Below are 18450 nucleotides of genomic sequence, written 5' to 3'. Positions count from 1 at the left end.
GATGTCTGATTATTTCAAACTGTCTGTTTCTAAAAGCATTCTTCATTAAAATCACACTCTTGTAAGCGGTTATATTCACTAATAAAAAAACAACAGGGTTTTAAGCCTGTTGTTATTTTGTTTCACGATGTAATGTAACTTTGCGATCGCGTGGGCAATACTTCTTAAGCTCAAGACGATCAGGATTGTTACGCTTGTTCTTGTTTGTCAAGTATGTTTGTTCATGACATTCCGTGCATTCCAATGTGATGTTTACGCGCATTTTCAAACCTCCAAACTTACGTATCATTTAACGAATTGCAAAGGTGCAACTCCAACGCTTAATATCATATCATCTTTTCGGTTTGATTACCAGTATTTTTTCAGTTTTTCGTTAAGTATTTTTACTTGACAGTAAAAATACACTCAACTTGGTGCTTTTGCTACTTTAAACCATCACTTGTCTGCACGGTTTTCCAATAAGCATCGTAAATTTCCTTAACTGCTGTTGCATTGATGCTGCAGGAACTGTCGCTGATGTTAGGGAAAGCTACGGCAATTGCAACTTGAGGATTTTTTTGCGGAGCATAGGTGACAAGACTGAGCGTTTCAGTTTCTGCAGTATTATAAAACGTCTGAGCAGTACCAGACTTGGCACATACTGCCGGCTTGATGTCTGCAAGCCTTGTCCCCGTTCTGTAGGAACTGGTGCCGTGAACAACTTTCCAAAGCCCTTCCTTGACGACGTTCCACTGTGAATCCGTTGCACCAACAACGTTCAAAACATTCGGCTCAAATTCATATTTCACCTCTCCAAGCGAACCGTCACGATTGGTGGAGCGAATGGATTTAAGCAAGTGCGGCTGCAGTCTGTAACCGCCATTTGCAATCGTTGAAATGTACTGTGCCAATTGAAGCGTCGTATATGAATCATAGTTGCCAAACGACAAATCGAGCGCATTACCGATATGAGCCTGATTGGCAGGTCCTTCAAACCCCTTTGCTTCTCCTGGAATATCAATGCCTGTCTTAACGCCAAGTCCAAACTGTTTGAAATTGGAACGAAGCTTGTCAAAAATCGAATTTGAAAGCGACAAGGCAGACCCGGGAACATAGTTGAACCCACCTTCCATCATGGCAAGTTTCATCATGTACGAGTTTGAAGAAACTTCCAATGCATCGGAGGCCGTCAAAGACATGTTTGCTCCGCCGGTTTTATTGAACCAGGAAGATTTGGTTGCCGTCCCTTTGAGCTTGATTGGTTCATCCGTCAGCGTGTTGTTTGACGGTGTAATCACGCCTGATTTCAAAGCTCCGAGAACCATTGCACCCTTGACGACGGAACCCATTACATAAGTCTGATTGATTGCTCCAAGAGCATTGTCGGTAATTTTTCCTGTCTTCACGTTGCGACTGACGCCAGCCAAAGCATAGATGCCGCCGGTATTCGGATTCATCACTACTGCATAGGCACCAGGAGAATACGGATTGCTTCCGACAATCGATTTGACACAATCATTCATAATCTTTTGAACCTTGTTCTGAAAATCGGAATTAATCGTCAATTCAACGTTGTCACCGGCTTTGCCGCCGTATTGCTTAATTTCCTTGACAATTTTGTCATTTCTGGTTTCAACGTTAATGACCTCCTTGGTTCCCTTCAAGACATTTTCATATTGTGATTCAACGTAACTTGAACCGACGCTGTCATTTCGTGAATACCCCTCTGCAAGCAAAGTGTTGATCATGTCGCTCGGAAGGCCCTGTTTTTCAGTCGTAACAGTCCCGATAACGCTTTTGACGGAATCGCCGTTAGGATATGAACGAGTCCAGCTTGTTCCGATTTTGATTCCTGGAAGCTCTGAGAGATTTTCGCCAACGACGGCCATTTCATTATCGGTCACGTCTTTTGTCTTGATATAAACGGTTGAAAGTGAATAGGCGCCATTCATTTTTGAATAAACAGTCGCTGCTCGCTTTTGGTTGTCAGTGAGCTTCATTCCAAGCCTGTGTTTTTTGACATAATCCTGTTCCATGTGATACAGCTTGGATGAATCGGTAATTTTATTCGCATTCTTGATTTGACTTTTGACGAACTTTTCATGCCTGGGATTGGCCAGATAATAGTCTTCCTTATTGGAATCGGACAGTTCGCCTGGCTCAATTTCAACATATTTTATCAAGTTGTTGGCAATCTTGAACATGTCAGAAGAAGAAATCATCAGCGGCTTGGTGTAGGTAATCGCTCTTGAGGTATTGTTTGCCACTAAAACCTTACCGGTCGAATCATAAATCATCCCGCGTTGAACATTTTTCGTTTCGGTCCTTGTGTCACCGCTTTGAGCTTCAGACTCAAAACGTGGTCCAAAAACTATCTGCAAATATGCAAGTTGGACAATCAGAGCCGCAAACAAAATGAACACGACGAAAAAAAGAAAGTTCAATCTGAAAGGAATATGTGATTTATTTTTCTTATCGTGATTGCTGCTGGCTTTTTTTAAAAAATTCACCGCCAAAAACTCCTATCTTTTCATGATGATGTTCCCATCAGCTTATTATACGCTATTTTAGCAAGTCAGTGAAATATATGATCTGAAACAGCTCATATTCTGCGTACTCCTTTCATTATATGCTAAAATAGCCTATATTAGTTATAAAATTTGAGTAAATTTGCTCAAGCTTATCTAATTTTTAAAATTATTTCATATTTATGCTTTCAAGCATCTTTTTCAGCTTTCTGGTGTTATGCTATACGTAATTAATTCGAAGGGAATCGAAATTCATGAAAAAAGAATTCATCAAAAAAAATTATCCGTTATTCGTCGGATTCTTCGTTCCTGTCACGATCATGCTTGGCTACTTCATCTACAGGGGAATGTATCCCTTTGGCAAAAGCAGTCTTTTAACCGTTGATTTGGGACAGCAATACGTCGACTTCTTTGCTGCATATCGTGACACGCTGCTTCACGATCCGGCAAAAATCTTCTATTCGTTTTCAAAAGCGATTGGCGGGGAAATGATCGGAGAATTTGCCTACTATCTCTTAAGTCCGTTCAACCTGATTTTTCTGTTTTTCAAGGGGAAAACGCTCACTGCAGGCATCATGCTCATCACGCTTTTGAAGTATGGATGTTCCGGTCTAGCAATGGCCTGGCTGCTTCAAAAACGAAATGAAAAAACAAAGCTTGTCAATTCAGCGCTTGCCGTTACATACGCAATGATGGGATGGTTCGTTGCCAACCAATTCAATTTGCTGTGGCTTGATGCCTGCGTCTTTTTGCCGCTGATAATTGCCGGCTTCTATAACCTGATGGAAAATGCAAAACCTGCCTGCTACGTTCTTTTGCTCGGATTAATGATCATTGTCAACTACTACATGGCTTATATGATCTGCATCTTTTTAGTTCTCTTTTTCGTCTGGTATGCTTGCGACACCTTCGAAACTCCAAAAATCATGCTTAAAAAAGCCACAATCTTTATTGGAAGCTCCTTGCTTGCCGTTGGCGTTGGCTGTTTGACACTTCTTTCGACTCTTTACACCCTGTCCGTAAGCAAGGGACAATACACGCAAGAAAAAATCAGCTTTAAGCTTGAATATAATCCGATTAAAATGGTTTCCAAACTGACAATGGGTGCCTTTAATTTCGATCAGCTTCCGTCAGGTCAGCCGAATTTATTTATCTCAAGTTTGGCATTGTTTGCATTCTGTCTGTTCTTCTTTTGCAAAAAAATCAAACTGCGCTCAAGGATTACGGCTTTTCTCATTACCTGTTTTCTCATCTTGTCGATGTGCTTTGAACCGCTTGATTTATTTTGGCACGGAATGCAATTTCCAGTTTGGTATCCGTATCGATTTTCTTTCATCGTCAGTTTTTGGATGATTTTTCTTGCACATGCCGCACTGTCAAGAAAAAACCGTCAAACAAGGATTTTCCTGACAGTGCCAGGAGTTCTGTATATCGGAGTCATTATTTACGTTGCGGTCAACCTTAAGAAATTTAGTTTTGCATCAAGACAGACTTTGATTATTTCAGCCGTTTTTGCCTTGCTGACGGTTATTTTGATGGCACTGCCAGACAAATTATTAGACTTTGATTCAAAAGATTTTCTGCTCTTGATCGTTGTCATCTTTGAAATGAGCATTAATGCCTGCATGTCGCTTAACAATCTTAGCTATTTGACTCAAAAAGAATTTGCCGATCCGACAAAAACGCTGGCCCAAGATAAAAAGGTCCTTGCTTCTTTGGACAAGTCGCTTTATCGGATTGCTTCGCTTTATTGTCGCACAAAAAACGACGGCCTTGCGCAAAACATGAATTTTGGCTCATATTTCAGTTCAGCGCTTGAAAAAAGCATCCCCGATTTTTACGGTCAGATCGGAAATCCTGATGGTGACAATTATGTGGCTTACACGAACGGAACATTGATTACCGATGGATTGCTTGACATGAAATACTTGATTCAGCCAAAAGACGCGGAAGAAATAAAGCAGCCAAAAACGGATCTGAATGTCGTCAGCGAGCGCCCCGATGCAACAGAATACAATCTGATCAAGGAGACAAACAGTACTAGAATCTACCGAAATCCTTATTCGTCAAATATCATCTATGCGTCCAACAAAGCCTTGCTCAACCAAAAAATTCTTTACAACGATCCTATAAACTATCAGACTTCCTGGCTGAATGCGGCTACTTCGACATGGCCGTCAACGAGATATTTCTACCCTTGCAATTTCAATGAGGTCATATTCCAAAATACGCCTAAACAGGTAAATTTGACCAATTCATCCTTTAAAAAAATCAAACGCAGCAAGGAAGCCAAAATCATCTTCAAATTCACGCCTAAAACAAATGATTCTTACTATATTACGCTCGGACCGAGTCTCAACAGCGATAACGTCACGTGGTACCGCGGAAACCGTTTGTTAAACCATTACGGAACCTTTAGACATACGGTTGTCATAAACGTTGCCAACCATGATAAGGGCAATGAAATCGTCCTTACGGCACGTTTCAAGAAAGATAGTCTCTGGCTTAACAACTTTGTTTTGTATCAATTGGATACGCAGTCGGTCCTGAACAAGCTTGAACAGGTCAAAATCAATAGCCTGGCTAATATGAAAGCAACATCGACTTCAATCAAGGGCACTTTGACTCTGGACTCAAATCAGCTGATGGCAACGACCATCCCGTATAATCAAGGATGGCGTTTGACCGTCGATGGAAAATCAACTCCAATTACTAAAATCCAAAACACATTCATCGGTGCACTGCTTTCTCCAGGAAAACATCGAATCGTTTTAAAATATACCCCTCCGTATCTCGACATCGGCTGCATCGTTTCAATGCTGTCTTGCGGTCTGCTTTTAATAATCTGCAACTTTTCAAAACTTAAAAAATGGGGATTCGTCTGATATGTAAAAAAACACTCGCCTAAATGACGAGTGTTTTTTACATATTCAAATTTTTTTCAAAACAGTATGCATCATCATTTGTGCGATACCTTCCGTACGTTTCACAGTGAACATATCCGCATCTGTTGTAAAATTTGATTGCATGCTTGTTCTGCTTTCTGGTTTCAAGCAAAATCCTGGCATACCCAAATTCCACGGCTTTTTCTTCCAACTTTTCAATAATCGCACGACCGATTCCGACGCAATTAGTCTTGGCATATATTCGCTTTATTTCGGCAACGTCATCGGACAGTTTTCTCAAAGCCCCGCATCCGTACGGAATTCCGTTAAAATAAGCAATCAAAAAAACAGTTCCGATTTCCTTAACGTCATCAGAATTAAAATTTGAAGTCCCGTCATCCCCAGTAATTTCGATTAAGCTTTGATTCAGTTCCGAGATGAGTTTTTCTGCATCTTTACTCTCAATGGAAGATTCAATAATCTCAATCATAATGAACGATTCCTCTCTTCTATAACCCTCGCTTTATTCCTTAGATTCTTTTTTTTCTTCTTCACGAATCAATGGCAAAGAGATTCTAAAAACAGACCCTTGACCCAAGACGCTTTCAACGGTCATCTTGCCATGATAGCCTTCAATCAAACGATGAGCGATGGCAAGTCCCAAACCGTTTCCACCTTTGTCGCGGCTGCGAGCCTTATCGACACGATAAAAACGATCAAAAATTTTGCTTGCGTTCTCTTGAGAAATTCCCTCACCAAAATCCTGCACCACAATTTGCGCATATCTTGAAGTCTTTGCAAGCGACATATGAACCTCGGGACGATTCGTCGAATATTTGACGGCATTGTCCATCAAAATTATCAGTATCTGTTCCAGGTGATTTCTATATATCTGAACTTTAGTCGCCTCTTTCAAATCACAATCCATCACAAACGTAAACTCAGGATGAATCATCTTGAAATTGTTATAGACGAGCATACCTACTTCCTTGACGTCTGTAACTTCATTCGCAAATTGGATTTCAACTTGCTCAGCTCTCGACAGGTCCAGCATTTCCTGAACCAAACTTTTCATCCGGTTGATTTCCTGCAATGAAGCCTTGATCGAATTATCCAGGACTTTCGGATCGTCTTTTCCCCAACGGTTAAGCATTTCCAAATGTCCTTGAATAATAGCCACGGGTGTCCTCAATTCATGCGAAACGTCTTCAACAAATTGCTGCTGCTGTTCAACGTACCTCTCCATTCGATCAAGCATGCCGTTGAACATCTCACTTAACTCAACAAGTTCATCTTTGTAGTTGTATTCAGGGACCCTGACGTTGGCCAATGCCTCGCTTTCATCGCCTTGGGTAATTTTTCCGATAACATCATGAATGTCATCGACTGGCCGCAAAAGCCACGATGAAAGTCCATAGGCAAGCAGTGCAAGTGCAAAAGCCGCAGTCAGACCAAAGACGAGAAAAATAATTACCAGTCTCTGCCTTGTTCGATCGTAACTGATCAGGCTGTTCGTAACCTGGACATATCCGATTGTTCGATGAGTTGTCTTGGAATAAACGGAATGACTCAAAACATAAATTGAACGTCCGTTCTTGTCTTTTGACAAACGACTCTCTTGATATCCGCCAGAACTGAATTTGACAGGCACGTTTCTTGATGCGAAGACAAGATCGCCCGATAAATTATAAACGCTGATTCCAATATTTTCGCGAGTCAACGACGTATAAACAGAATTCGTATACAAATTCTGGTTGTCGCTTGGAGTAATCTTCAAGCTCAAACTTTTCACAACGTCCTGTTTCGTTAACTCATCCTCGTTGTCAGCGAGTTTTCCGATTGCAGTCCGCAAAGAGTCTTCTGCATATTGCTTTTCCTGATTCATCAGCAAACTTGAAAAACTTTGAAAAAGCATTACCGAGAAAACTGCAAAAATTACCAAAACCCCAATTCCCGTACCGATCGACCACTTTGCTTTAAGCGAGAAAAAGGATCTGCTGCCATTTTTTTCGTTACGAAGTTTTGACATTTTTTTTCAAAACCCTAGGAACGCATTACGTACCCGGTACCACGAACAGTCTGGATGTAGCTGTCTTCGCCTGGACGGTCGATCTTATTGCGCAGGTAACGGATATATACGTCAACAACGTTGGTTTCGATTTGAGATTCATATCCCCAAACCTTTTTCAAAAGAACGTCGCGTGCCAAAACAACATTAATGTTTTCCATCAACGTCAACAGTAATTCGTATTCACGCTTAGTAAGCTCAATTATTTCGTCACCGCGACGTACGACGCGGTTTTCCTTTTCAATCGTCAAGTCACGATAAGTCACGGTCGTTTGCTTTGTCGTCCCATGATCATTTTCAAAATCAACACGACGTAAAACAGCACGCAAACGTGCCAGCAGTTCTTCAATTGCAAATGGTTTAACGACATAATCATCAGCTCCGTGATCCAACCCGGAAACTCGATCGATAACCGAATCGCGCGCAGTCATCATAATAATCGGCGTGCTCTTTGACTGACGAAGACGGCGGCATACTTCCAATCCGTTCAGTTCCGGAAGCATCAAATCAAGCAAAATCGCATCCCAATCTTCATTCAATGCAGTATCCAAGCCTTCCCGACCATTTTCACATACCTTTGTTTCATATCCTTCATGTTGAAGTTCAAGGCTAACGAAGTTGGACAAATTATCTTCGTCCTCAATAATCAAAATTCTGCTCATTTATTACACTCCTAAAAAATATTTTTTGAAATAAGCATTCCATACACTCTTTGATACTTTTAAGCTAACTTATAGTATACACGTTTAGGCACCATTTAAAAAGTATTTAGTTGCGAATACTGCCAATGATTCAGGCACCCCTCTAATCATTCTATAATATTTCAACTGTAAAAACAATAAAAAACGCCAGTCCCTTGGACTGACGTTACACAATCATACAGATGATTACTCTTCATGGTACCATTCGTAATGATACATGCCTTCCTTATCAGTACGTTCATATGTGTGAGCACCAAAATAATCGCGTTGAGCCTGAATAAGATTGGCCGGAAGCACTTCTGAGCGATATTGATCGTAATAGGTAATCGCACTGGTAAATCCAGGGCACGGAACGCCGGCACGAATTGCAAGCGCAGCAACATCACGAACAGCAGACTGATACTTAGCGGCAACATCTGTAAAGTATGAATCAAGGAGCAGATTCTTAAGTTTCGGATCAGCAGTAAACGCATCAGTTATCTTCTGTAAGAATTGTGCCCGAATAATGCAGCCTTCACGCCAAATCATAGCAAGTTCGCCATATTTCAAGTTCCAGTCATAATGTTCTGAAGCAACGCGCATTTGTTCAAAACCTTGAGCGTAACTCATAATCTTACTGAAGTAGAGAGCCTGGCGAATCTTTTCAATCAATTCCTTCTTTTCAGCGTCCGTAATCTCAACCTTGGAAGGAGCTTTCAAAACCTTGGAAGCAGCAATGCGCTCGTCCTTCAATGCCGAAATATAGCGTGAATAAACAGATTCCGTAATCAATGATTGAGGTACGCCAAGTTCTAACGCACTTTGTGAACTCCACTTGCCCGTTCCCTTGTTTCCAGCACGATCGAGAATCATGTCGACAATCGGATTATCTGTTCCTTCATCATCTTTGCGCGTCAAAATATCTGCAGTGATGTCAATCAAATAGCTGTCAAGTTCGCCGTCTTTCCATTCATGGAAGATGTCTGCGATTTCCTCGACGGAGAGTCCCAGTAAATTACGTAAAAGATTATAGCTTTCGGAAATAAGCTCCATATCGCCATACTCTATACCGTTATGAACCATCTTTACATAGTGACCGGCACCATTAGGGCCGATGTAAGATACGCAAGGTTCACCGTCTTCTGCCTTGGCTGCAATCTTCTTCAAGATTGGTTCAACAAGATCATAGGCTTCTTTCTGGCCGCCGGGCATAAGCGAAGGTCCTTCAAGGGCACCCTTTTCACCGCCTGAAACGCCCATGCCGATAAAGTTGATTCCAGAGTTGTCAAGTTCCTTATTGCGGCGCACCGTATCTTCGAAGAACGTGTTGCCACCATCAATCAAAACATCGCCTTTTTCAAGGAACGGAAGCAATTTGGCAATCGTCGCATCCGTCGGAGCACCGGCCTTGACCATCAAAATAATCCGACGCGGCTTCTCCAAAGAGTTGACAAAATCTTCAATCGTGTAACTCGGAACAAGATTCTTGTCCGGGTGATCTGCGACGACCTTTTCTGTCTTCCAACCTGAACGATTGAAAATTGCGACCGTAAATCCGCGGCTCTCTATGTTCAAAGCCAAATTTTTGCCCATTACGGCCATACCAATAACACCAATTTGTGGTTTATCCATCTGTAGAAACCTCCTGAAAAAACTATTCGCGTTAATTTTATCAAAAAAACCGGCAAAATTAAATAAAATACCTTACGAATAACTTAATTTTTAGATACCAATTACCTCTTGACGATTTCAGGCTTTCCCGTACCGTCAACAGTTTCTTTGGTAATAACAACCCTGGCGATATCCTTATCGCTCGGAACGTCAAACATAACATCGCGCATCGTTGCTTCAATTATCGAGCGCAATCCGCGCGCTCCAGTATTGCGTTCGATTGCCAAACGCGCAACTTCGCGCAAGGCATCATCCTCAAAAATCAATTCGCAGTCATCGAATGACAGAAGTTTAGTATATTGCTTAACCAAAGCATTTTTGGGTTCAGTCAATATTCGAACCAGATCATCTTCCGTCAATTTTTCAAGTGCGGTAATAATCGGCAAACGTCCGATAAATTCAGGAATCAGTCCAAACTTCAACAAGTCTTCCGGAATAATCTGCTGCATCAGACTCTTTGATTCATCATAGTTCTTGCGGGCTTCAACACCAAAGCCGATTGTTTTGTCGCCCAAACGGTTCTTAACGATTTTTTCAATGCCATCGAAAGCCCCACCGACAATGAACAGGATGTTAGTCGTGTCTATTTGTATAAATTCTTGCTGAGGATGCTTTCTGCCGCCTTGCGGAGGAACGTTCGCAATCGTTCCTTCCAAAATTTTAAGAAGGGATTGCTGAACGCCTTCACCGGAAACATCTCGCGTAATCGAAACGTTTTCGCTCTTTTTAGCAATTTTGTCAATTTCATCGATGTAGATGATTCCTCTTTGTGCACGCTCTACATCGTAATCCGCATTTTGCAAGAGCTTAAGCAAAATGTTTTCAACGTCCTCGCCAACGTAACCTGCTTCAGTCAGCGTCGTAGCATCAGCGATTGCAAAAGGAACGTTCAGCAATTTTGCCAAACTTTGCGCAAGATATGTCTTGCCGGACCCGGTTGGCCCGATCAAGCAGATATTGCTTTTTTGAAGTTCCGTATCTTCGTTTTCATCTTCAAGCATTGCGTTGATGCGCTTGTAATGATTGTAAACCGCAACCGCCAATGTCTTCTTGGCCTCGTTCTGGCCAATGACGTACTGATTTAAGGTATTTACGATTTCCTTTGGCGTCAAAACATCAGTCAGTTCGCGCTGTGCTGAAACCTTGTTTTCTTCGCTGATGATTGACTGTGCCAACTCAACGCATTCGTTGCAGATGTAAACTCCCGGTCCGGAAATCATGCTTTTGACCTGTCGTTCGCTTTTACCGCAAAATGAGCAGATTGCTGATTCACTTTGATCTGTATTGTCGTACATTTATTATCACCTTAGTAGCTTATTTACTCCATTTTATCAGAGATTGAGAATAAACGCTAATAGTTGGCTCAATTTTGCTTGAAGCAACCAAAAAAATACGGCAATTGCAGACAAATTACCGCAATCACCGTATTCTCAATTCTGATTAACAGAAATTAATCCTTTTCGACTTGCTTTGCAGAATCTGTGATTTCATCAACAACTTTTCTGATTGAAATGTCATGGTTGAGCATATCATCTGACAATGCAGAACGGACTGCCTTTTCATCCATGCCGTATTGAGCAGCCAGTTCTTTGATTTCCTTGTCAATTTCTTCTTCAGTAGCCTTTACGCCTTCAGCAGCAACGATTGCTTCAAGAACAAGGTTGGTCTTGACACGCTTTGCAGCGCCTTCTTCAAACTGCTTATGAAGATCTTCTTCCGTTGTGCCGGTAAGCTTGTAGTACATGTCAGCACTGATGCCTTGTTGTTGCATACCGCCAAGATATTGTTCCATTTGACGATGAACGTCTTCATCAATCATAACTGCCGGGATTTCACCGATCTTTGCATTTTCAACAGCCTTTTCGATTGCTTCGTCCTGAACTTTTTCGTGTGCTGCTTCTTTCTTGTTGTTTTCAAGTTCTTCACGAACTTTAGCCTTAAGTTCAACTAAAGTTTCAACTTCTTCATCAACGTCCTTTGCAAAGTCATCATCAAGTTCAGGCAATTCCTTAGCCTTAACTTCATGAATCTTTGTAGCAAAAACTGCTTCCTTGCCTTGAAGGTCTTCTGCTTGATAGTCTTCAGGGAACGTTACCTTGACATCGACGTCTTCGTCAGCCTTATGACCTACCAACTGATCTTCGAAACCTGGAATGAAAGTGTTTGAGCCAAGTTCAAGAGAATAGTTTTCGCTCTTGCCGCCTTCAAAAGGAACACCATCAATCGTACCGTTAAAATCGATAACGACCGTATCGCCCTTTTCTGCGGGAGCATCTTCTTTCAAGACAAGTTCAGCCTGTTGTTCACGCATACTGTTCAATTCGGCGTCAACGTCTTCATCCGTAACTTCCGTTGACTGTGCAGCCACTTCAAGGCCCTTGTATTCACCAAGTTCCACTTCCGGTTCAACAGTAACCTTAGCAGTCAAAACCCATGCAGAATCTTTTTCCATTGATTCAACATCGATTTCCGGTTGATCAACAGGCTTGATGTCAGATTCCTTAACAGCATTCGTATATGCTTCAGGAAGAACGGCATTCAAAGCGTCTTGATACAATGATTCTTCACCAAACATCTTATTGAAGATTTGACGAGGAACCTTTCCCTTACGGAAGCCCGGAACATTCAAAGATTTTTTAACGCGATTGAATGCAACGTCCAAACCTTCCTTGATTTTTGCAGGTTCGATTTCAAAGGTCAACTTACCGTTGTTTGTACCTTCTTCTTTTTCCCATTTTACAGACATTATTTTCCCTCCGAGTAAAATAGTTTCTACAATTCTGTTATTGTAATTGCATACTCAACTAGTTTAACCTAGAAATGCCGATTTGTAAATGTTTATGACTCTAAAAATCAAAAAAAGAAGCCGAGGTTAACCTCAGCTTCTCTCTTAACATTCGATTGAATATTAGTCGTCGATTTCGGAAACAACGCCGGCACCAACAGTACGGCCACCTTCACGAACAGTGAACTTAAGACCTTTTTCGATAGCAACTGGTGCAATCAATTCAACTGTAAATGTAACGTTGTCACCAGGCATAACCATTTCTACGCCTTCTGGCAATTCGATAACACCCGTAACGTCAGTTGTGTGGAAGTAGAATTGTGGACGGTAGTTTGAGAAGAAGGCTGTATGACGGCCACCTTCTTCTTTTGTAAGAACGTAAACTTCGCCCTTGAACTTCTTGTGTGTTTGAATTGAACCTGGCTTTGCAAGAACTTGGCCACGTTCAACTTGTGAACGGTCAACACCACGGAGCAATGCACCGATGTTGTCACCAGCTTCACCAAGATCAAGAGTCTTACGGAACATTTCAACACCCGTAACCGTTGTCTTGATAACGTCTTCCTTCAAGCCGACGATTTCAACTTCATCGCCAACCTTGACTGTACCACGATCGATACGGCCAGAAGCAACAGTACCACGACCAGTAATCGTAAATACGTCTTCGACAGGCATCAAGAATGGCTTGTCTGTAGGACGTTCTGGTGTTGGAATGTATTCGTCAACGATATCCATCAATTCAAGAATCTTCTTCTTAGCATCTTCGTCGCCTTCCAATGCCTTCAAAGCAGAACCACGAACAACAGGAATGTCATCACCAGGGAAATCGTATTCGCTCAAGAGATCACGAACTTCCATTTCAACAAGGTCAAGCAATTCTTCGTCGTCAACCAAATCACACTTGTTCAAGAATACAACGATGTATTCAACACCAACCTGGCGAGCCAACAAGATGTGTTCACGTGTCTGTGGCATAGGGCCATCAGTTGCAGCAACAACCAAGATAGCACCGTCCATTTGTGCAGCACCAGTAATCATGTTCTTAACGTAGTCAGCGTGACCTGGAGCATCGATATGTGCATAGTGACGCTTTTCTGTTTCATATTCAACGTGTGCTGTGTTGATTGTGATACCACGTTCACGTTCTTCTGGAGCAGCATCGATTGAAGCATAATCTTCAGCCTTAGCCAAACCTTTTTCAGCCAAAACAGTCGTGATAGCTGCTGTCAAAGTTGTTTTCCCATGGTCAACGTGTCCGATTGTACCAATGTTTACATGGGGTTTTGTTCTTTCGTAATGTTCTTTAGCCATTAATAGAACCTCCTGTTAATTTGCAAAGATAATCCGCATGACGCCGATAATCCTTTAAGCATTATTATACTACTTTCAACAGTATTAATTTCACTTTGAACCTCCTCCGTTGAAAACCTTGAATTATTATATATTCAAGAACACTTTTTGTAAATACTAAACGCAAAATTTGTGTTCATTTTAAACAAATTCTTATTTTCCCAAGACTTTAAGCTGTTTTTCAAACCATTCGGCTCTTTTTGAGACGCTTTTTCCGATAAATTCAGAGTACAAAACTTTACCATCCGTTTCATCCAGTTCCTGCATTTGTGGCCAGATCATCATCAGTTTGACCCTTATTTCATCGAGATATCTTGCCTTTAAATCAAAAGGAATCGTCGAATCTTCCTGAAGCCTTTTCTTAATGCTTATATAAAGAACACTTTCATCAATTTCACATAATTTGTTCGGAATGACCTCGCAAATCTCGTTTGACAACGGACAAAAACACTGGATTCTTTCAGAACAACCGAGTTTCTTCAATTCGCTTAAAATGCTTCCGCATATCATTGGATGCAGATATTCATCAGAGCAGGCCCGCTTGGCAGCCTTGACATAAGAATTTTCATCCAAACAGCATGCCGTTTTGACAGCATCAGACTGCTCATGAAAATCCAAGGATCCGCAATGTGAAAACCTCTTGTTGACTTCACGGAAAATTTCGTTGTTTTCTTCAATAAACTTTTCAAAAGACTCGGCAATTCTTTGCGAAAAGTATTCTTGTTCTGCTTTCCTCATATAAGGTTCAAGCTGTTTTTTCAGTTGTAACGCCTGAATCATCCCACCGGAAAGAACCTTTTCGCTTAAATACTGGCCGAATTTCTCGTTGTCCCTGATATAACTTTCCAGGCACTCCTCAGCTGTTTCAACTGCTCCTTTATGCTCATTTAAATTTTTTAAGGAAAAAAACAATAAATAGTTTGTTCGAAAATTCTTTTCGCCGTATTCAACATAAAGTTCTGACAGTTCTTCAGCGGCCTTAAAATAGTCTTTATCAGCCAAAGACCTTTCTGCACTCCTATACAGAAATTCCTTTTCCAAATAATGTACCTCTCTCCAAAAAATGGAACCGAAGTTTTCTCCGGCCCCATTAAATCACTTGCTGCTCTTTTTCTTGTTTTTCTTTTCCGTTCGAGCGGCTTTAGTCTGTTTCTTTTCGCTCTTGGCGTTCGCTTTTTTCTTTTTGCCCTGATTTCCGCCGCGACGTGCGTTGATTTCCATAATTACCGGCAGAATCACCGGATGACGTTTTGTCTGTTCGTAAAGAAAATGATTGAGCTGATCACGGACGTCCTGCTTCAAATGGCTCCAATCATATTCCTTGTTGTCAAGATTTTGCTGAACGACTTTTGAAACAAGTTCTGAACTTTCGGACATCAGGTCACGGCTGGTCTTAACATAAACAAAACCACGCGTTGCAATCTTCGGAACGTCGACAATCTTGTTCTTTTTGCGGTCAATTGTTACAACGGCAATAAAGATTCCGTCCTCTGAAAGAATTTTGCGATCCCGAAGAACAATGTTTCCGATATCGCCGACTCCACTTCCGTCAATCATCGTATTTCCAGACTCAACAGATGAAGCAACAATCATCTTGTCATTTTCAAATTCAGCAACATCACCCTTATTGAGCAGAAAAATATGGTCATTGTCAATTCCGACGGCATTTGCACAATCAGCATTTGCAGACATCAGGCGATATTCTCCCTGAACCGGGAAAACGTATTCGGGCTCAAGCAGATTCATCATCAACTCGAGATCATTTTTGCTTGCGTGACCTGATGAATTGAACTCATCGGAGATTGCCTTGACCGTACCGCCAGCACGATAAATCATGTCTCGCGTCCTTGCGACCGTTGTTTCAACTGCATGTGACGGCGTGGTCGTGATGAACACGAGGTCTCCTTCGTGAATGTTGACCGCACGATGTCTTCCCAAAGCCATCTTCTGCAGCGACTTAAGCGGCTCTCCGGATCGTCCGGTTTCTAAAATAACGACTTCATCATCATTATATTTTTTAATATCCTTGAGCGGAACCAACAAATCATCGCTTGGTAAATGCAGTTTATTGAGCCTCATTGCAGTTTTGACGATTTTTTCCGCATCATGCCCAGTTAAAACGACCTTGCGATTGTTTGCGCTTGCTGCTTCAAAAATCTGCTGTACGCGTAATATGTTTGAAGCAACGCACGCAACGATAATCCGTCCCTTGTGATATTCAAAAGTTTCGCTGATAAAATCGAAAATAACATGTTCGTCAACTGTTTCTTTGGGATTCTCCGCATTTGCCGAATCGCTGAGAAGCGCTAAAACGCCATCACGGCCAATTTCAGCCAAACGCCCCAAATCAGTTCTATATCCTATTGCAGCGGTTTGATCAAATTTGAAATCGCCTGTGTAAACAATGTTTCCCTTGCGAGTTTTGACTACGATTCCGAAACTTTCAGGAACAGAATGCGTCGTTTTGAAAAAGGATACCGTTGCACTTTCAAAATCAATCTCCGTTTTTTCGTCAACAATATGAAAATCATCAAAATCTTTTGCCGCATCTTCATTTGCACAAGCAATTTTGGCAAGTTCAATCGTAAGTTCCGAGCCAAAGACCGGAACGTCGAATTCACTCACAAAATAAGGCAAAGCGCCAATCGCATCAGCATGCCCGTGAGTTAAAAAGACGCCAACGATTCTTCTCGCATTCTGTCTGAGATACTCAAAATCAGGGATTACGGTATCAATTCCGAGCAATTCATTTTCAGGATATTTCAAACCACAGTCTAAAATATAAATATTGTCATCAACTTCAACAACGTACATGTTCTTTGCATTTTCTCTGACGCCGCCGAGTGCGATGATTTTAATGTCACTCATTTTTCCACCTCGATTTTTCAAATTCCCAACTTGTTGAATAAAATTGACTCTTGATTATCATCAAGCGCAAGAATCGGCAGACGACATCCGCCAACTTCGATTCCGACATGATTCAAAGCCGCCTTTACCGGTGACGGAGACGGATGTGAAAACAAGGCTTTCATCTTTGGTGTAAGATCTCTCATCAACTCGCCGGCAATTTCGTTTTCACCCCTTGAATTTGCGGCATACATCTTGCTGATTTCCTTTCCGAACAAATGACTTGCAACGGAGATAACGCCCTGTGCACCAACGTTTCTGGCTGCTAAAGCATCAGCATCTTCACCAGTAAACGCTAAAAAATCATCCGGAGTATTCGCAACGATTTCTGCCATATTGACGATTCCGGTACAATCCTTGATGCCGATGATATTTTGATGCTTTGAAAGTTCAGAAATCGTTTCAACTTCCATTGTCACGCCTGTGCGTCCAGGAATATTATACATGACGATCGGCAAATCGACACTATCGGCAACGGCTGTAAAATGAGCTGTCATTCCTGCCTGGTCAGGCTTGTTATAGTAGGGAACAACGACGAGTGCCGCATCCACTCCGTCGATTTTGGCAACCTTGTTCGTATACTCAATTGTTGCCTTCGTATTGTTTGAGCCAGTTCCCGCCATGACCGGAACGCGTCCTGCAACATATTCAACCGTCTTTTCAATCAATTCAATTTTTTCTTCTTCGGTCAGAGTAGGACCTTCTCCCGTCGTTCCCGATACCAAGATACCGTCCGTTCCCGTTGAAATCAAATGGTCAATCAATTTCTTCAACAAGTCATAATCAACGTTTCCGTCCTTGCCGAACGGTGTTACCATTGCGGTCATAATGTGGCTATTTTTTAAATCCATAGCTTATCTACCTTTCATCAGTTCCATATTTGGCAAAAAACCAAGCTGTTTCTTTTTTAATGCAATCCGAACATCATTCACGCTCGTCCCACATCTAAAAAATAATGCATCTGCTAAAACCTAGTTATCGAACCTTAATTATAACACATGCTCGCTTTTTTTGCTCGTTCCAACCTGAAATTATGCTTGATTTCAAATATCTTTTCACTCAGAGTCCGGCCTTTTTCAATCAGCAAATTTTTATTCGCACCGACAATACTCATTTTTCAAGCCACGCTTTCACCTTTTAAACAAATAAAAAAGAGATCGGAAATACCGATCTCTTTTGGCAAATTAACGACGCAAGCCCAAGCTCTTGATTAATTCGCGATAACGTTGGATATCTGTTTTACGCAAGTATGCAAGCAAGTTACGACGATGACCGATTTTTTTCATCAAGCCGCGTTGTGAAGCATAATCCTTCTTGTGTGAACGGATATGATCATTAAGTTCGTTGATGTCTGCCGTCAAAACAGCAATTTGAACTTCTGCAGAACCAGTATCGCCTTCATGACGAGCATACTTCTTCATAATTTCGTTTTTCTTTTCGTTTGAAATAGCCAATGTATTTCCCACCTTTCAAAAATGTTGCCTTGAACCGAGTGAGACGTCGGTGGCCGTCGCCAAACCAGGATCAAGGTCTGTACTCTGCGTACAGTAGATAATATACTAGATATCTTTTTCAATTGCAAGAAAAATTTATTTTC

Annotated in this window: 14 protein-coding genes; 1 reads left to right on the top strand and 13 read right to left on the bottom strand. The window is 41.5% G+C overall.

Going from position 1 to position 18450, the window contains the following annotated elements:
* Window positions 1-112 precede the first annotated feature (112 nt).
* Both rpmG and V7Z60_RS04870 read right to left on the bottom strand, forming a co-directional pair.
* Window positions 113-262, bottom strand: coding sequence for a 50S ribosomal protein L33 (gene rpmG, locus V7Z60_RS04875; RefSeq protein WP_004563477.1), 150 nt, complete (start codon window positions 260-262; stop codon window positions 113-115).
* A gap of 160 nt (window positions 263-422) precedes the next feature.
* Entirely contained in the window at window positions 423-2489 is a 2067-nt protein-coding gene (locus V7Z60_RS04870) for a peptidoglycan D,D-transpeptidase FtsI family protein (protein WP_334116729.1), read from the bottom strand.
* Between the two features lie 272 nt (window positions 2490-2761).
* Between V7Z60_RS04870 and V7Z60_RS04865 the strand changes: the two genes are divergently transcribed.
* On the top strand, window positions 2762-5392 hold the full coding sequence (locus V7Z60_RS04865; protein WP_334116727.1) for a YfhO family protein: 2631 nt from the start codon (window positions 2762-2764) through the stop codon (window positions 5390-5392).
* 37 nt (window positions 5393-5429) lie between these two features.
* Here V7Z60_RS04865 and V7Z60_RS04860 read toward each other — a convergent pair whose 3' ends face one another.
* The 11 genes from V7Z60_RS04860 to rpsO all read right to left on the bottom strand — a co-directional run bounded on the left by V7Z60_RS04860 (window position 5430) and on the right by rpsO (window position 18307).
* Window positions 5430-5882, bottom strand: a complete 453-nt coding sequence (locus tag V7Z60_RS04860; RefSeq protein ID WP_334116726.1) for a GNAT family N-acetyltransferase — start codon at window positions 5880-5882, stop codon at window positions 5430-5432.
* 33 nt (window positions 5883-5915) lie between these two features.
* Window positions 5916-7421, bottom strand: a complete 1506-nt coding sequence (locus V7Z60_RS04855) for a HAMP domain-containing sensor histidine kinase (protein WP_334116724.1) — start codon at window positions 7419-7421, stop codon at window positions 5916-5918.
* Between the two features lie 14 nt (window positions 7422-7435).
* Window positions 7436-8122, bottom strand: coding sequence for a response regulator transcription factor (locus V7Z60_RS04850; protein WP_334116722.1), 687 nt, complete (start codon window positions 8120-8122; stop codon window positions 7436-7438).
* Window positions 8123-8347: 225 nt separating this feature from the next.
* Complete coding sequence (gndA, locus tag V7Z60_RS04845; protein WP_334116720.1) at window positions 8348-9772, bottom strand: NADP-dependent phosphogluconate dehydrogenase; 1425 nt, start codon at window positions 9770-9772, stop codon at window positions 8348-8350.
* Window positions 9773-9873: 101 nt separating this feature from the next.
* Window positions 9874-11106: an ATP-dependent Clp protease ATP-binding subunit ClpX gene (gene clpX / locus V7Z60_RS04840; protein ID WP_334116718.1), complete on the bottom strand. Its 1233-nt coding sequence runs from the start codon at window positions 11104-11106 to the stop codon at window positions 9874-9876.
* Window positions 11107-11261: 155 nt separating this feature from the next.
* Window positions 11262-12557, bottom strand: a complete 1296-nt coding sequence (gene tig, locus V7Z60_RS04835; protein WP_334116717.1) for a trigger factor — start codon at window positions 12555-12557, stop codon at window positions 11262-11264.
* Window positions 12558-12719: 162 nt separating this feature from the next.
* Complete coding sequence (tuf, locus tag V7Z60_RS04830; protein WP_003698651.1) at window positions 12720-13907, bottom strand: elongation factor Tu; 1188 nt, start codon at window positions 13905-13907, stop codon at window positions 12720-12722.
* 192 nt (window positions 13908-14099) lie between these two features.
* Window positions 14100-14987 (bottom strand): hypothetical protein, encoded by an 888-nt coding sequence (locus V7Z60_RS04825; RefSeq protein WP_334116715.1) that lies wholly within the window; start codon window positions 14985-14987, stop codon window positions 14100-14102.
* Between the two features lie 54 nt (window positions 14988-15041).
* Complete coding sequence (locus V7Z60_RS04820) at window positions 15042-16814, bottom strand: ribonuclease J (RefSeq protein ID WP_334116714.1); 1773 nt, start codon at window positions 16812-16814, stop codon at window positions 15042-15044.
* A gap of 17 nt (window positions 16815-16831) precedes the next feature.
* Complete coding sequence (dapA, locus tag V7Z60_RS04815) at window positions 16832-17704, bottom strand: 4-hydroxy-tetrahydrodipicolinate synthase (RefSeq protein ID WP_334116713.1); 873 nt, start codon at window positions 17702-17704, stop codon at window positions 16832-16834.
* 333 nt (window positions 17705-18037) lie between these two features.
* A complete protein-coding gene (gene rpsO / locus V7Z60_RS04810; protein WP_003698657.1) occupies window positions 18038-18307 on the bottom strand; it encodes a 30S ribosomal protein S15 in 270 nt (89 codons plus the stop codon).
* Between the last annotated feature and the right edge of the window lie 143 nt (window positions 18308-18450).

This window comes from Ligilactobacillus sp. (assembly GCF_036846325.1).
Lineage (GTDB): Bacteria > Bacillota > Bacilli > Lactobacillales > Lactobacillaceae > Ligilactobacillus.
Note: the sequence above shows the minus strand (reverse complement) of the source record. Positions and strands in the feature narration are given on the sequence as shown.

Bases quoted from the DNA above. Each gene is read 5' to 3' on its own strand.
- V7Z60_RS04850 (WP_334116722.1), bottom strand. From the start codon at position 8,122: ATGAGCAGAATTTTGATTATTGAGGACGAAGATAATTTGTCCAACTTC.
- V7Z60_RS04820 (WP_334116714.1), bottom strand. From the start codon at position 16,814: ATGAGTGACATTAAAATCATCGCACTCGGCGGCGTCAGAGAAAATGCA.
- rpmG (WP_004563477.1), bottom strand. From the start codon at position 262: ATGCGCGTAAACATCACATTGGAATGCACGGAATGTCATGAACAAACA.
- dapA (WP_334116713.1), bottom strand. From the start codon at position 17,704: ATGGATTTAAAAAATAGCCACATTATGACCGCAATGGTAACACCGTTC.
- tig (WP_334116717.1), bottom strand. From the start codon at position 12,557: ATGTCTGTAAAATGGGAAAAAGAAGAAGGTACAAACAACGGTAAGTTG.
- V7Z60_RS04855 (WP_334116724.1), bottom strand. From the start codon at position 7,421: ATGTCAAAACTTCGTAACGAAAAAAATGGCAGCAGATCCTTTTTCTCG.
- clpX (WP_334116718.1), bottom strand. From the start codon at position 11,106: ATGTACGACAATACAGATCAAAGTGAATCAGCAATCTGCTCATTTTGC.
- gndA (WP_334116720.1), bottom strand. From the start codon at position 9,772: ATGGATAAACCACAAATTGGTGTTATTGGTATGGCCGTAATGGGCAAA.
- V7Z60_RS04860 (WP_334116726.1), bottom strand. From the start codon at position 5,882: ATGATTGAGATTATTGAATCTTCCATTGAGAGTAAAGATGCAGAAAAA.
- V7Z60_RS04865 (WP_334116727.1), top strand. From the start codon at position 2,762: ATGAAAAAAGAATTCATCAAAAAAAATTATCCGTTATTCGTCGGATTC.
- tuf (WP_003698651.1), bottom strand. From the start codon at position 13,907: ATGGCTAAAGAACATTACGAAAGAACAAAACCCCATGTAAACATTGGT.